The sequence below is a fragment of the Neomicrococcus lactis genome (assembly GCF_014200305.1).
Lineage (GTDB): Bacteria > Actinomycetota > Actinomycetes > Actinomycetales > Micrococcaceae > Neomicrococcus > Neomicrococcus lactis.
Genome location: NZ_JACHBL010000001.1, coordinates 157,450 through 171,340, shown reverse-complemented (window position 1 = coordinate 171,340; position 13,891 = coordinate 157,450). Strand labels below are relative to the sequence as shown.

13 protein-coding genes are annotated in these 13,891 nt (G+C 59.2%); 4 read left to right on the top strand and 9 right to left on the bottom strand.

Features of this window, described 5'->3' with window-relative positions:
* Window positions 1-168: 168 nt before the first annotated feature.
* Window positions 169-726, bottom strand: a complete 558-nt coding sequence (tsaE, locus tag BKA12_RS00900) for a tRNA (adenosine(37)-N6)-threonylcarbamoyltransferase complex ATPase subunit type 1 TsaE (protein ID WP_183639954.1) — start codon at window positions 724-726, stop codon at window positions 169-171.
* Window positions 719-1,909: an alanine racemase gene (gene alr, locus BKA12_RS00895; RefSeq protein WP_338087382.1), complete on the bottom strand. Its 1,191-nt coding sequence runs from the start codon at window positions 1,907-1,909 to the stop codon at window positions 719-721. Before alr ends, tsaE begins: the two co-directional genes overlap by 8 nt.
* 200 nt (window positions 1,910-2,109) lie before the next feature.
* Here alr and BKA12_RS00890 point away from each other — a divergent pair, with 200 nt between their 5' ends.
* Window positions 2,110-3,468: a UDP-glucose dehydrogenase family protein gene (locus BKA12_RS00890; RefSeq protein WP_183644339.1), complete on the top strand. Its 1,359-nt coding sequence runs from the start codon at window positions 2,110-2,112 to the stop codon at window positions 3,466-3,468.
* A gap of 66 nt (window positions 3,469-3,534) precedes the next feature.
* On the opposite strand, the gene BKA12_RS00885 is transcribed toward BKA12_RS00890, so the two are convergent.
* Complete coding sequence (locus BKA12_RS00885; RefSeq protein WP_183639952.1) at window positions 3,535-5,010, bottom strand: NAD(P)H-hydrate dehydratase; 1,476 nt, start codon at window positions 5,008-5,010, stop codon at window positions 3,535-3,537.
* A gap of 11 nt (window positions 5,011-5,021) precedes the next feature.
* The gene (locus BKA12_RS00880) at window positions 5,022-5,372 is read right to left on the bottom strand and encodes a holo-ACP synthase (RefSeq protein ID WP_183639950.1); all 351 of its coding nucleotides are present in this window, start codon (window positions 5,370-5,372) and stop codon (window positions 5,022-5,024) included.
* Window positions 5,373-5,475: 103 nt separating this feature from the next.
* On the opposite strand from BKA12_RS00880, the gene galU reads away from it, so the two are divergent.
* The gene (galU, locus tag BKA12_RS00875) at window positions 5,476-6,399 is read left to right on the top strand and encodes a UTP--glucose-1-phosphate uridylyltransferase GalU (protein ID WP_183639948.1); all 924 of its coding nucleotides are present in this window, start codon (window positions 5,476-5,478) and stop codon (window positions 6,397-6,399) included.
* Between the two features lie 96 nt (window positions 6,400-6,495).
* On the opposite strand, the gene BKA12_RS00870 is transcribed toward galU, so the two are convergent.
* The 4 genes from BKA12_RS00870 to glmS form a co-directional block, all read right to left on the bottom strand.
* Window positions 6,496-7,080, bottom strand: a complete 585-nt coding sequence (locus BKA12_RS00870) for an RraA family protein (RefSeq protein WP_183639946.1) — start codon at window positions 7,078-7,080, stop codon at window positions 6,496-6,498.
* Window positions 7,080-7,796 carry a PIG-L deacetylase family protein gene (locus BKA12_RS00865; RefSeq protein ID WP_183639944.1) on the bottom strand — a complete coding sequence of 239 codons (717 nt, stop codon included), beginning with the start codon at window positions 7,794-7,796 and terminating at the stop codon, window positions 7,080-7,082. Before BKA12_RS00865 ends, BKA12_RS00870 begins: the two co-directional genes overlap by 1 nt.
* Before the next feature lie 129 nt (window positions 7,797-7,925).
* On the bottom strand, window positions 7,926-8,591 hold the full coding sequence (locus tag BKA12_RS00860; RefSeq protein ID WP_183644336.1) for a GntR family transcriptional regulator: 666 nt from the start codon (window positions 8,589-8,591) through the stop codon (window positions 7,926-7,928).
* 211 nt (window positions 8,592-8,802) lie between these two features.
* Window positions 8,803-10,671: a glutamine--fructose-6-phosphate transaminase (isomerizing) gene (glmS, locus tag BKA12_RS00855; RefSeq protein WP_183644333.1), complete on the bottom strand. Its 1,869-nt coding sequence runs from the start codon at window positions 10,669-10,671 to the stop codon at window positions 8,803-8,805.
* A gap of 180 nt (window positions 10,672-10,851) precedes the next feature.
* Between glmS and coaA the strand changes: the two genes are divergently transcribed.
* Together coaA and mscL are read left to right on the top strand one after the other, a co-directional pair.
* On the top strand, window positions 10,852-11,841 hold the full coding sequence (gene coaA / locus BKA12_RS00850; protein WP_183639943.1) for a type I pantothenate kinase: 990 nt from the start codon (window positions 10,852-10,854) through the stop codon (window positions 11,839-11,841).
* 136 nt (window positions 11,842-11,977) lie between these two features.
* Window positions 11,978-12,358 (top strand): large conductance mechanosensitive channel protein MscL, encoded by a 381-nt coding sequence (gene mscL, locus BKA12_RS00845; RefSeq protein WP_183639941.1) that lies wholly within the window; start codon window positions 11,978-11,980, stop codon window positions 12,356-12,358.
* 178 nt (window positions 12,359-12,536) lie between these two features.
* Here mscL and glmM read toward each other — a convergent pair whose 3' ends face one another.
* Entirely contained in the window at window positions 12,537-13,889 is a 1,353-nt protein-coding gene (gene glmM / locus BKA12_RS00840) for a phosphoglucosamine mutase (protein WP_183639939.1), read from the bottom strand.
* Between the last annotated feature and the right edge of the window lie 2 nt (window positions 13,890-13,891).

The window sequence follows — 13,891 nt, the reverse complement described above, 5'->3', positions numbered from 1 at the left end:
TAGGAATCTGCCAGCGAGGGATCGGCCCCCCGACCGATCCCAGCCCCTCTTGCGCCACCCCCTAGCGGCAAGAGGGGCTCTCCTATTTTTAGAGTCGCTGTCTGGCTACGGGGCGTGACGCGAATGGAGTACGACGGCGCCGCGGCTACAGAAGTGCCGACGCTGCGGCTAGAGACCTACAACTGTGCGGTTACCCCACGCAGGCCCAACGGCGCGCAGGGTGACGAAGCGAGGTGGCTCGGCGGCGTCGTCCTCGAAGCTCAAGATTTCCCCGTCAGCGACCGCCGAATCGAGTTCAATCTCAGGGCGGACGATCTCGATGTCGAGGTAGGAATCGCTCAGTTGCTCAGCTTTGCCGCGGCCCCATTCGACGACCACGACGCCGTTGACCAACTGTGAATCGAGGTCGAGGTCCGTGAGTTCGTTCGCGGATTCCAGACGGTACGCATCCACGTGAATCAGCGACGGCGAATTCTCTGGGTCATCCTTGATGCTTGGGTGAACGCGCGCGATGACGAAGGTAGGCGAAATGATGCCACCGCGAACGCCCAGGCCCTCGCCGATCCCTTGGGTCAGCGTGGTCTTTCCGGCACCGAGTTGCCCGGTCAAAATCAGCACGTCGCCGCTGTTCAGGATGCTGCCGAGGTTGACGCCGAGCGTGTGCATGTCCTCGGGAGACTCAACCGTGATTTCTTGGGTCCACTGTGTGGTGGGTGCATTAGTCATCGGTCAGACCCCATCCGCCGTCTACGTAGCGGCGCGGAACTCGGCCGGAAATGCGCGTGACGATTTCATAGTTGATGGTGCCGCAGGCTGCCGCCCATTCATCAACGTGCGGGCCGTTCTCTCCGAAGAGGACCGCGTACTCGCCTATCAGCTCCGCCGGATCCTCATCCGGACCCACGTCCATCACGAACTGATCCATGGCGACGCGGCCTGCACTGCGGAACAGCTTTCCGCCGATCATGACCGGAGCGTAGGTGGCTGAGCGCGGGATGCCGTCCGCGTAACCTACAGGGATATCTACCAGCACGGTGTCTTCGTGCGTCTTGTAGTTCAGGCCATAAGACACCCCTTGATCCGCGTGGACGCGTTTGGCATTAGCGACGCGGACTTTGAGAGTCATGACCGGCTTGAGGCCAAGATCTTCTGAGCTCTGATCCAGGAACGGGCTCAGGCCATAAAGACCAATGCCGCAACGCACGAGATCGAAGTGAGCGTCCGGCCGACTCAGCGTTCCGGGGGTATTCGCGATATGGCGTGCTTCAAGGTGGAATCCTGCCGCTTCCGTCATCTCGACGGCCTCGCGGAACACGCGGAGCTGGTCATCGGTCTCGGGGCGCGATGGCTCATCCGCGACGGCGAGGTGGGAGAAGACACCTACAACCCGGATCTTTCCGGCGGCTTGAAGCTCCGCGGCCTCCATCAAGAGGGACGGGAGGCGATCCATCGTGGCGCCGTTGCGACCCAATCCGGTGTCCACCTTGATGTGGACGCGAGCGGTGCGGGCCACGTTGTCCGCCGCTTGGGCGATGGCGGGCAGTTCCCAGCCGGAGACGCCAAGGTCAACGTCTGACTCGATCGCTGATTCGAAATCCGTGTCAGCGGTATGCAGCCACGCAAGCATGGGTGCTTCGATACCGCTCTCACGCAGTGGCAGGGCTTCATTCACGTGTGCTGTACCGAGCCACGAAGCCCCGGATTCCAGTGCGGCACGGGCGACGGGAAGGGCGCCGTGCCCGTACGCATCTGCTTTGACGACCGCCATGAGTTTCGCCGGGGCTGCGAGCGCCACGAGCCGCTTAACATTGTGACGAACATTCGCCAGATCGATTTCGGCAACTCGTTCAAAGGGGTCCTGCGGCGCGGTCACGTCTGCCTCAGCAATCAGTCGCGGTTCAAAAGTCACCGGCTAAGTATCCCACCGATGCTCGCTGTGCCGGGTTTATTGAGCCGGACCCCAAGGACTTTCGAAGATTGGTTGTCATAGTTCGTTCACGTGACATTCACCGAAGTCTTGATCCGTATTCACTCTCTCCTTCTACGGTGCAGACAGTGGCCACTGAAGGCCACCTGTCCCGGACATCACTTGAGAGGGTCATTGTGACATTGCGAATTACGGTGATCGGAACCGGATATTTAGGTGCAACCCATGCGGCGTGCATGGCAGAGCTCGGCTTTGACGTGCTGGGTGTTGATATTGATGAACGCAAGATCGAACAACTTGCGGCAGGGCAGTTGCCGTTTCACGAGCCCGGTCTTCCGGAGCTCCTCAAGAAGCACACCGCGAGTGGCAAGCTGCGTTTTACAACGTCATTTGAAGAAGCCGGCGCTTGGGGCGACGTGCACTTCATCGGAGTGGGTACTCCTCAAAAGCCGGGTGGCTACGGTGCAGACATCCGCTATGTTGACGCGGCCGCACTGTCTCTCGCCCAGCACATCACCAAGGACGCGCTCATCGTGGGTAAGTCCACGGTCCCGGTTGGAACCGCGCGACGCCTCGCGTGCCTGGTTCAGGAAAAGCACACGGGTCCTGGCACCATTCGCTTCGCGTGGAATCCCGAGTTTTTGCGAGAAGGTTTTGCCGTCAAAAATACCATCTCCCCTGACCGCCTCGTCATTGGCATTGAAGACAGGGACCTCGACGCCGAAGCCATTCTGCGCGAAGTGTATGCAAGCCAGTTGGCCGCCGAGACGCCCATGATCTTCACGGACTATGAGACCGCTGAGCTGGTCAAGGTCGCCGCGAATGCCTTCTTGGCCACCAAGATCTCCTTCATCAACGCGTTCTCTGAAGTGACGGAGTTCGTGGGCGGCGACATCCGCACCCTCGCGGATGCCATCGGCCACGATGCCCGCATTGGGCGCCGCTTCTTGAACGCTGGCGTGGGCTTTGGCGGAGGCTGCTTGCCGAAGGACATCCGCGCTCTGCAGGCACGCGTGAGCGAGCTAGGCCTTGACCGCACCATGCGCTTCTTGACTGAAGTTGATGAGATCAACCTCCGCCGCCGCGACCGCGTGGTTGCACTCACCGAGGAGATTCTGGGCCGTCTCAACGGCGCCACCGTGGGCATCTTGGGTGTGGCTTTCAAGCCTGATTCAGACGATGTCCGGGACAGCCCGGCGCTCGATGTTGCCGCGCGCTTGTTCAACGCCGGTGCGAACGTCAACGTCTACGACCCGCAGGGCAACGCCAATGCCGCCAAGCGCTTCCCACGTTTGAACTATGTAGATTCCGTTCCGGCCGCGGTGCGGGATGCCCACGTGGTCATCCTGCTCACCGAGTGGCAAGAGTTCAAGAACCTGCACCCTGAAGACTTAAACGGGCTCGTGGCCAACAAGATCATCATCGATGGCCGCAACGTGCTCAACGTCCAGGAATGGGAAGACGCCGATTGGACGATCGCCGCGTTGGGACGCAAGTTCGAACCTTCCCGCGAGGCAATAGGCCTCAACGCTCCGGTCTAGCAGCTGCCGGACTCGCCTCAAACGGCTAGCCCGGCAGCACTAGTTTCCAGCTTTCGCCCAACGGTTCTAGCGGCGCAGGAAGTCGCCGATGTGCTCAGCGAGCGCTTTGGCGCCGAACGTGGAGTTTTCGGCGAGCGCTTTGCCCGTCTGCCCGTGAATGAATGCGGCCGAAGCAGCGAGCTTCGCGAGATCGTTCACGGGTCGGGCAGGGTCCCACGCGCTCAAGAGCGTGCCAAGAAGACCCGTGAGCACGTCGCCGCTTCCGGCCGTTGCCAAGTCAGCGGTGGAGTTCGTGTTGACCCACGTGAAGCCTTCGGGTGAGCAGACGATCGTCGCCGGCCCCTTGAGCAACACCACGGAGTTGTAGCTCACGGCAGCCCAGCGAGTCCAGCGGACGGGGTCTGCCTCGATGTTTTCGCGCGTCACTCGCAGCCCTGCCGCGGTCAGCATGCGCTCCAGCTCGCCCAAGTGCGGCGTGAGCACCAAGTTAGATCCGCCAGAATCCGGCGTCACGTAAGGCAACGCGGACGCATCCACCACGGCGTTCTTACCCGAGGAAAGAGCAGTCTCAACGTTTGCCTGTTGTTGACGATCCTCGCCAATTCCCGGGCCAACCGCCCACGCGGTGACCTTCGACAGGTCACCGGAATAATCCTTGCCAGGGTTGATTCCACCGTAGTGAGCCACAGCCTCCGGCACTTCAACCGCCAACAGCTCTGCGGCAAGCCCGTCAGAAACCGTGCGCAGCATGCCCACGCCGGCATTCACTGCGGAGCGCGCTGCCAAGAGCGCAGCACCCGGATACTGCGCCGAGCCGGCGACCAGTCCCAGCACGCCGCGCGAATACTTGTTGGCGTTGCGGGAAAGCTTGGGGAGTACGTCGGCTACGTCGTCGTCATTGATGACGTACAGCTCCGGCGCACCCAAATGCTCCGCGAGCCCAATATCGACTACTTCAATGCGTCCCGCGAATTCCGGTCCGCGGCCCACCACAAGTCCGGATTTCAGCGCGCCAAACGTCACGGTGAGATCCGCGGGAATCGTCTCCGGCGCGATCGCACCGGTTCCGGCGTCCAGCCCAGATGGCACATCGCACGCCACCACAAAGGCATCCTCAGGGATTTCCGGCAGGCTTATGCCGCCAGCTGCACCGGTGCCCAGCGCGGCATCGATGACCACATCGGCCGTCTCGAGCGCGCGGTGAGCTTCGGTGGAGTCCTTCTCCAGTACGACGCCGCCAGCTCGCGTCAGTGCGGCAGCTCCGGCTTCGTGGATTCTTGCGGAGAGTTGAATCGCGTGGACTGAGACGCCACGACCAGCTAGCTTCGCGAGGGCGAAGAGCGCGTCTCCCCCGTTATTGCCTGGACCCACCAGGGCCACGACTCGAGAACCGTAGGTACGTCCGCGCAACTCGCGAAGTGCGCTAAGGGTGTGTTGCGCGAGGCCGTGAGCGGCCTTGGCCATCAATCGGTCGCCTTCGCCGCGTTCTAGCAGCGGAGCTTCCGCGTTTCGAATCTGTTCGCCGGTGTAAGCGGGGATCATGTGCGTCTTCCTTACTTTTCAGCAATAACCATGGCTGTCGCCAAGTCACCGTCATGACTCATCGAGAGGTGCCACGTTGTAATGCCTTTTTGCGCAGCTACCTCCGCCACGGTGCCATCGATCATGATGTGTGGATCACCGGCATCATCTTTGACCACTTGGCAGTGTTGCCAGTTCATCCCGACGGGTGCGCCAAGAGCTTTCGCGACGGCCTCTTTGGCAGCAAAGCGCGCCGCCAAAGAACGTACCGTGAGGCCACGTTCTGCAGGGACGAAAAGCCGCTCAATGAGTCCAGGAGTTCGTTCAATTTGCTCTTTGAATCGTGAAACCTGCACGACATCAACACCAATGCCGACAATCATGGTCTCCACTTTAGTCTGCTCAGCGTTTTGGGTGCGTCTGCTAATAGTTCATGAATAACATGTGTTTACCTCCTGTTAATTACAACGACTAGTCTGAGAAGTTATGAGCACACAGAACAAAGTTCGTAAGGCCGTCTTCCCTGCGGCTGGATTGGGGACGCGCTTTCTTCCGGCAACAAAGGCGATGCCCAAAGAAATGCTGCCTGTCGTTGATAAGCCAGCAATTCAGTACGTAGTCCAGGAAGCAGTATCGGCCGGACTCACCGACTTGCTGATGATCACCGGCCGGTCCAAGCGCTCCCTCGAGGACCACTTTGACCGCGTTCCATCCCTCGAAGCACGTCTTCAGGAAAAGGGCGATTCCACCAAGTTGAAGGCCGTGCAGCAAGCAACGAGCCTCGGAGACATTCACTACATCCGTCAGGGCGACCCTAAGGGTCTCGGCCACGCCGTGCTGTGCTCGCGCCAGCACGTGGGCGACGAACCATTCGCAGTCCTCTTGGGCGATGACATCATCGACGCCAACGAAACCCTTCTTGCAGACATGATCGCCGTGCAGGAAAAGACCGGCGGCACCGTGGTGGCCCTCATGGAAGTGGCACCAGAGGAGATTTCCGCGTACGGCTGTGCAGCTGTTGAAGCCATTCCTGGCGAGGACTACGTCAAGATCACCGGCCTTGTAGAAAAGCCAGAGGCCAAGGATGCGCCATCTAACCTCGCGATCATCGGCCGTTACGTCTTGCACCCAGCCGTGTACGACGTCCTTGAGAACACCGAGCCGGGCCGTGGCCACGAAATTCAGCTCACCGATGCTCTTCAGACGCTCGCTTCCCGCCCAGAGGGCGAAGAGGGCGCCGGCGTCTACGCAGTGATCTTCAAGGGTCGCCGCTACGACACCGGCGACAAGCTCTCCTACCTCAAGGCCGTCATCCAGATGGCCGCTGAGCGCAAAGACTTGGGTCCGGATCTAGTGCCCTGGTTGCAGGAGTATGCGAAGAGCGCCCCTACCCAGTGGGACGACAAGTAGACACAGACTCCCTGTAGTCTCCAACGACAGACGCGCCAAGGGCGGTCAACTAGTGGTTTTTCCACCTAGTTGACCGCCCTTGCTTGTATGTAATCTTTACAACCCAATCTCAGCGCGCTGGATGGCTTCTTGAGCGAGTTTCGCCTCAGCGGCGTCAATGATCTCGTCCACGCGTCCACGCGGCACAACAGCCACGCCGTCGCCGTCAGCAATCACGAAATCACCAGGGCTCACCACCACACTTCCCACTGCTACGGGCTCTTGCGCACGGAACGGACCATTCCGGTACGGACCGGCCGGAGTGATGGCCCGAGCGAAGACCGGAAAGTCGATGCCCTTCATGTCCGCTGCATCGCGGATGGCTCCATCCACCACAGCACCCACACAGCCCTTGGTCTTGAGGCGACCGGCGATGAGTTCTCCCATCACGGCGCGGTGTGTGGCACCTTGACCGTTGATGACCAGCACATCTCCCGGCTGGATCTGATCAACAATCTCGTGAATGCCTTTGTTGTCGCCAGCTGCGAGGTACAAAGTAAATGCGCGCCCAACTAGTCGCGCGCCCTCCCAGACTGGGTTGATCGCCGCGTCCAGCACGTTGAGTCGATCCATTCCGTCGCTCACGTTTGCCGCTGGAAGCTTCGTAAAGCGCTCGAAGTAAGCTGCGTCGTCGTACGTCATTAAAGTGACCTCACTACCTGTGGAATCAAGCGCTGAAACGCTTCTGCCTGCCGAATATCCTTGTTTCCTGTGGCCTTGCGAGCGTGGTTGCCGCGGTGCTCCGCGCGCTCAGCGTAGTAGCTCTGCAGATACTGCTGCGCCTTCATCTCCGCCATGGCGGCCTTCTTCTGCTCGAAAGCCTCGGTGATGTCCACGAAGACGGTAGGGACGAAGCCGCACAATTCAGGCTGGTGCGGCTCGAAGACCAAGAACTCTGAAGGCGGAGCGGTCTTGAACGCGGATTCCACGCCGGCGCCAGACGTCATCAAGCGAGCCTGCTGGACCATCTGGTGTGCAACCGGGTGATCCGGGTTGAAAGGGTCCTTGTCAGGGTGAGTGAGGACCACCGTCGGAGCGTATTCACGCATGAGATCTGCGAGCTGGAGCACGGCGTCGTGGGTAGGAAGCAACGGATAGTCGCCCAAATCGAAGGCCTGGAAGGACGCCCCCAAGTGCTGGGACGCGCGTTCGGCCTCGCCGTGACGGATCTTCTTGACGTTTTCTTCTGTCTGGCCTTCTTGCTTCCACAGCTCACCGGATTCACCGCGCTCACCGTAGGACAGCGCAACCACCAAGGCCTCGCCGCCTTCGCGCACGAACGTGGCGACGGCGCCCGCGCTACGCCACACAAAATCGGCGCTATGCGCGCCAACTACAAGCATTCTCTTCTCAGCCATGAGCACTCCTCCAGATGACGATCAACGATTAATGTCATCCTAGTCACATGTGCAACGATTTTGCTAGCAAAATTGTGAACAATTTGTGAGAGGTGTGAATCTCTGCGCCTTAACTCGCACCCGCAGGGGTTAACGCGCGCCGGCAGGAGTCTTTCTAATGGCGTCAGCGACTGACATGAGGTGCCGCTGCATCGCAAGCGCCGCAGCGTCTCCATCGCCCGCACAGACCGCCTCAATGATGGCTAGGTGTTCCGGGAGCGACACTTGAGGCCGGCCAGAAACCGTCGAGAGGCGGAACTGGTAGCGAACCGCTTGCCCCTGGAGGCGCTCAATAGTCACAGCAGCCGTGTGCTGGTCAGCGATCTCGATCAATCGCGCATGCAGCCGCTCGTTCCCGCGCGTGTATGCCTCAATGTCCCCGGCAGCTACAGCTCTTTCCATCTCGCGGCCCAACTCACGCAGTTCCGCCTCGTGGGCGGGCGTGATCTTTTCGGCCGCCTTACGCGCACATAGCGACTCGATCGCGCCACGAACTTCAACGATCTCGATGGCCTCTTCCACCGTCACCGAGCGCACTCGAGCACCACGGTTAGGAATACGCTCGATGAGACCCTCTACGGAGAGTTCCGCAAGGGCAGCGCGGACATTGCCCCGGCTCGCACCAAAGTCGTGCGCAATATCCGCCTCAACCAGGCGTTGGTTGGAGACGAAGTCGCCGCGCATGATCGCGGCTCGGAGTTCTTGCGAAAGTTCGGCGGCCGACTTGCCGCGGCTAGATGTGTATTCGCTGGCCATCACGCCACTCCCCTTTCGCTGGTTTCGTTCAGTTGTTGAGCCGTCGTCGTTGCTGAGGCTCATTCGCTAGTTTTCAGCACTTGTGAACCGCTTCGGCGCGAGTTCAGTCTGCTGCTAGCAACACTTCGAATTGTAAACAGTCTAGTGAACAATGCACGAAGAAGGCGGTCCACCACAAAAGTGGACCGCCTTCTTACGTTGAACTATTGAATTACTCGACGGTGACAGACTTAGCCAAGTTACGTGGCTGGTCGACGTCGTAGCCCTTCTGGCGTGCGAGTTCGCACGCGAAGATCTGAAGAGGAACCGTTGCCAACAGTGGCATCAAGAGGGTCTTCGTTTCAGGAACGTAGAACACCCACTCAGCAAACTGCTTGACGGCCTCATCGTTTTCTTCGGCGATCACCAGGGTCTTCGCACCACGGGCGCGAACTTCCTGAATGTTGGAAACCACCTTGGAGTGCATCGAGTGACGTCCGCGTGGCGAAGGAACAACCACGAACACTGGCTTACCTTCGTCAATCAAGGCGATAGGACCGTGCTTGAGCTCGCCAGCGGCGAAGCCTTCCGCGTGGATGTATGCGAGCTCCTTGAGCTTGAGCGCACCTTCCATGGCCACTGGGAAACCAACGTGACGGCCCAAGAAGAGCACCGATTCAGCGTCGGACATGGAGCGGGCCAATTCCTTGATCTGCTCCGAACGGTCCAAGACGTCCTGGATCTTCGCCGGGATGTCGCCGAGGTCCGCGAGGATGTCCTTGATCTCACCGGAGAACAAGTTACCGCGGATCTGTGCAAGGTAGAGACCCAGCAAGTAGGTTGCGGTGATCTGTGCCAAGAATGCCTTGGTGGAAGCCACTGCGATTTCCGGTCCGGCGTGCGTGTAGAGCACGGCGTCAGATTCGCGAGGAATCGTAGAACCGTTGGTGTTGCAGATGGACAGGGTCTTTGCGCCCTGCTCCTTGGCGTAACGCACAGCCATCAACGTGTCCATGGTTTCGCCGGACTGCGAGATGCTCACGATCAGCGTGGATGGGTCCACGATCGGATCGCGGTAACGGAACTCGTGAGAGAGTTCGACCTCAACCGGGATACGGCACCAGTGTTCGATCGCGTACTTAGCAACCTGGCCAGCGTAAGCGGACGTGCCACAGGCCAACACAATGATCTTGGTGATCTTGGCGAGCTCTTCCGGATCAATACGCAACTCATCAAGGGTGAGCTTGCCATTGGCGTCGGAGCGGCCCAACAAGGTGTCAGCCACTGCGTGTGGCTGCTCGTTGATTTCCTTCTCCATGAAGGACTCGTAGCCATCCTTTTCGGCGGCTGCGGCGTCCCAGTCCACGGTGAATTCCTTGCCGGAGGCAGGGTTTCCGAAGAAGTCGGTAATGGTGTGGGTTTCCGGGGTGATCGTGACGATCTGGTCCTGACCGAGTTCCACGGCGCGGCGCGTGAAGTCGATGAAGCCAGAGACGTCTGAGCCCAGGAAGTTTTCGCCTTCGCCAAGGCCCACCACGAGTGGCGAGTTACGGCGGGCTGCTACTACTACGCCTGGCTGGTCAGCGTGGATGGCCAAGAGGGTGAAAGCACCCTCGAGCTGCTGAGATGCGAGCTGCATGGACTTGGTGAGGTCCTTGTTGCCGGCGCCGTTGTAGATGTCGCCGAGGAGCACTGCAGCAACCTCGGTGTCCGTCTCAGACTTGAAGGTATGACCCTTTTCAAGGAGGGACTTCTTGATTTCCGCAAAGTTTTCAATGATGCCGTTGTGAATCACAGCAAGCTTGTCACCATCGGCGAGGTGCGGGTGAGCGTTGGCGTCCGTTGGTCCACCGTGGGTTGCCCAACGCGTGTGACCAATGCCAGTCAACGAATCCTTGAGCGGGTGATGCTCGATTTCGCCGGCGAGGTTGGCAAGCTTGCCAGCCTTCTTGCGCATCTCAATGTCACCATCGGCGACGATCGCTACACCGGCGGAGTCATATCCGCGATATTCCAAACGGCGCAAGCCTTCCATGACAACATCGAGAGCTTGGTGCTCCCCCACAGAGGGCAGGCCTACATATCCAACAATTCCGCACATGCGCTCTAGATTACCTGCCCAGCGCAACATCCGTGGCGCTACTTGCTTCAAGCGAACGCGTGTTTGCTCACATTTCTCATGCGCTTTGTGTCCTAGACAGGTCGCGATTCAGGGTTGCGTCCACATGCCCGGGCATGTCTCAAGTGGCACGAACCCCGAAAAATCGGCAGAATTGCCGGAATGAGTGAATTCCCGAGCGTTCAGACCCGCCGCGCCCCCAACGGCACTAACGGCGGTTCGTTGTCACCGTTCGTGGAACTTGACCGTGAAACATGGGCGCGTCTTTCCGATCAGATTGAGCAGCCCCTCGATGACGATGACGTCCACCGCCTCTCCGGTCTCGGCGAAGACCTCAGCCTCGAAGAAATTCGCGAAGTCTATTTGCCGCTCTCTCGCTTGCTGAACCTGTATGTCGCCGCAGCGGGTCATCTTCATCGAGCCACCAACACCTTCTTGGGTGAATCCACTCGCCGCACCCCTTATGTCATTGGTGTCGCCGGCTCCGTGGCCGTTGGCAAGTCCACCACCTCCCGCGTGTTGCGCGAACTCTTGCGCCGCTGGCCGGGCACCCCGAACGTCGAGCTCATCACTACGGACGGATTCCTTTACCCGAACGCAGTTCTTGAAGAACGCGGCATCATGCACCGCAAGGGCTTCCCCGAGTCCTACGATCGACGCCGCTTGCTTAAATTCGTTGCGGATGTGAAGTCCGGCGCTGAAGAAGTTACCGCTCCTTGGTACTCTCACCTCTCCTACAACATCGTTCCGGACAAACAAATCCTGGTGCGCCGCCCTGATGTCCTCATCGTTGAAGGCCTCAACGTGTTGGCGCCCGCCCGTATTCGCGATGACGGCACCAGCGGCCTGGGCCTGTCCGACTTTTTCGACTTCTCCATCTACGTGGATGCGCGCACGCAGGACATCGAGAACTGGTACATCCAGCGCTTCATGAAGCTACGCCAAGGCGCCTTCGCGGATCCAGCGTCCTACTTCCACCGCTATTCCACGCTCTCTGATCAAGAGGCGTTTGAGACGGCCTCCGGAATTTGGAAGCGCATCAACGAGCCAAATCTCAAGGAAAACGTGCTCCCCACTCGCGGGCGTGCCACTTTGGTGCTGACAAAGAATTCGCGACACGCCGTTCACAGAATGCTTTTACGAAAAATCTGACGTTTCTCCGCGGCACTTTCGCTTGCCAAATTACTTAGTCAGCGCAGAAATCCGCACGTTTTAGTGTGACCAATTCCTCAACTAGCATGCAGTGTAAGCGTTTCCACTCCTGTGACCTTTCTGTTACATTTGAGTCATGCTTCAGGGATTTAAAGACTTCATCATGAAAGGCAACGTCGTAGATTTGGCGGTTGCCGTTGTAATGGGCGGCGCTTTCGGCGCTGTCGTAACCGCTCTTGTGGACAAGATCATCATGCCGCTTATCAGCATGTTGGTCGGCTCGCCTAACTTCGATCAGTTCTTGGTCTTCGGCCAGGTTCAGATCGGTGCCTTCTTGACGGCTCTCGTCAACTTCTTGCTCGTTGCACTTGCGATCTACTTCGTGATCGTTTTGCCAATGAACAAGGCTATCGAACGCCGTAACGCCCGCTTGGGCATCACGGAAGATGATGCAGCAGATCCAAACACTGTTCTCCTCACCGAAATCCGCGACGCTCTCAAGGGCCGCGCCAACTAATTAGTTCATCAATAAAGAAGCCCCGGACCTTTTGGTTGGGGGCTTCTTTCGTACGCGCTGCAGTACCTCGCTATTTCTAGCCCGTACGACGACGCCCGCATACGCCGAGCGGGCATCCTCCGGTTCAGGAGAACGCCCGCTTTAGCCTTATTCGATGGCTCGCTTTGTGCCGAAAAGCTTAGCTTTCGAGTGCGAGCTCTTCGCCGACGACAGCGGCTAGTTTTCGGCAGACCTCTTGGGCGTGCTCTTCGGTAGCAGCTTCCACCATGACGCGAACAACTGGTTCGGTACCGGACGGACGCAACAGCACTCGGCCGCTCTCCCCCAATTCCTGTTCTGCTTCGGCGATGGCGCGATTGACGCCCTCATTGACCTTGACCTGTGCTTTGTCGACGCCCTTGACGTTGATCAGCACCTGAGGCAACACGTTCACCACTGCAGCAAGTTCCTTCAAGGTCTTGCCCGAAGCAGCAACGCGAGCCGCCAAGTGAAGGCCCGTGAGAACGCCGTCACCCGTAGTCGCGTGATCGGACATGATGACGTGACCGGATTGTTCCCCACCGAAGTTGTAGCCGCCGGAGCGCATGGCTTCCAGGACGTAGCGGTCGCCCACGCCGGTCTCAACAACGTTGATGCCGTGTTCTTTCATAGCGAGCTTGAGGCCCAAGTTGCTCATGACTGTGGCTACGAGCGTGTCATCCTTGAGCTTGCCGGCTTCCTTGCTGGTGATCGCCAAGACGGCCATGATCTGGTCGCCGTTGATCACAGTTCCTTCGTGATCCACGGCGAGGCAGCGATCGGCATCGCCATCGTGCGCAATGCCCAAGTCCGCGCCGAAAGCCAAGACAGCTTCCTGGAGCTTCTCCAAATGAGTAGAACCGTAGCCCTCGTTGATGTTGATGCCGTCTGGATCTGCACCGATCACCATGACGTCTGCACCCGCAGCTTTGAAGGCTTCTGGAGAGCATCCGGAGGCCGCACCATGAGCGCAGTCCAAAACAACCTTGAGGCCGTCCAAACGATTCGGCATGGATTGGAGCAAGTGCACTACGTAGCGATCCTCGGCGTCTGCAAAACGAGCTACGGTGCCCACATCGGCGCCAACGGGTCGCGGTGGGGCCTGCTTCATTTGAGCTTCGATGGCGTCCTCCTGGGCGTCGGTGAGCTTTTCACCACCCTTGGCCAGGAACTTGATGCCGTTATCTGGCGCAGGGTTGTGAGACGCCGAAATCATGACGCCGAAGTCGGCACCGAGATCTGCCACAAGGTACGCGGCAGCGGGAGTAGGCAACGTACCTGCATCATTGACTTCCACGCCACTAGCGGCGAGACCTGCCTCAATGGCAGCAGAGATGAAACCACCAGAGATGCGTGGATCTTTAGCCACGACGGCAACGGGTTTGCGGTCCGGCTCGCTCTCATTGGATCCCAAAACCACAGCGGCGGCTTGTGCCAACTGCATCGCCAATTCAGGAGTGATCAATTCGTTCGCTTTTCCACGGACGCCGTCCGTGCCAAATAACCTAGTCATCG

What these genes read in the sequence shown, in the direction of transcription:
- galU (WP_183639948.1), top strand. Translation starts at nt 5,476, where the DNA reads ATGAGCACACAGAACAAAGTTCGTAAGGCCGTCTTCCCTGCGGCTGGA.
- BKA12_RS00865 (WP_183639944.1), bottom strand. Translation starts at nt 7,796, where the DNA reads ATGGCTGAGAAGAGAATGCTTGTAGTTGGCGCGCATAGCGCCGATTTT.
- glmS (WP_183644333.1), bottom strand. Translation starts at nt 10,671, where the DNA reads ATGTGCGGAATTGTTGGATATGTAGGCCTGCCCTCTGTGGGGGAGCAC.
- coaA (WP_183639943.1), top strand. Translation starts at nt 10,852, where the DNA reads ATGAGTGAATTCCCGAGCGTTCAGACCCGCCGCGCCCCCAACGGCACT.
- BKA12_RS00880 (WP_183639950.1), bottom strand. Translation starts at nt 5,372, where the DNA reads ATGATTGTCGGCATTGGTGTTGATGTCGTGCAGGTTTCACGATTCAAA.
- mscL (WP_183639941.1), top strand. Translation starts at nt 11,978, where the DNA reads ATGCTTCAGGGATTTAAAGACTTCATCATGAAAGGCAACGTCGTAGAT.
- tsaE (WP_183639954.1), bottom strand. Translation starts at nt 726, where the DNA reads ATGACTAATGCACCCACCACACAGTGGACCCAAGAAATCACGGTTGAG.
- BKA12_RS00885 (WP_183639952.1), bottom strand. Translation starts at nt 5,010, where the DNA reads ATGATCCCCGCTTACACCGGCGAACAGATTCGAAACGCGGAAGCTCCG.
- BKA12_RS00870 (WP_183639946.1), bottom strand. Translation starts at nt 7,080, where the DNA reads ATGACGTACGACGACGCAGCTTACTTCGAGCGCTTTACGAAGCTTCCA.
- glmM (WP_183639939.1), bottom strand. Translation starts at nt 13,889, where the DNA reads ATGACTAGGTTATTTGGCACGGACGGCGTCCGTGGAAAAGCGAACGAA.
- BKA12_RS00860 (WP_183644336.1), bottom strand. Translation starts at nt 8,591, where the DNA reads ATGGCCAGCGAATACACATCTAGCCGCGGCAAGTCGGCCGCCGAACTT.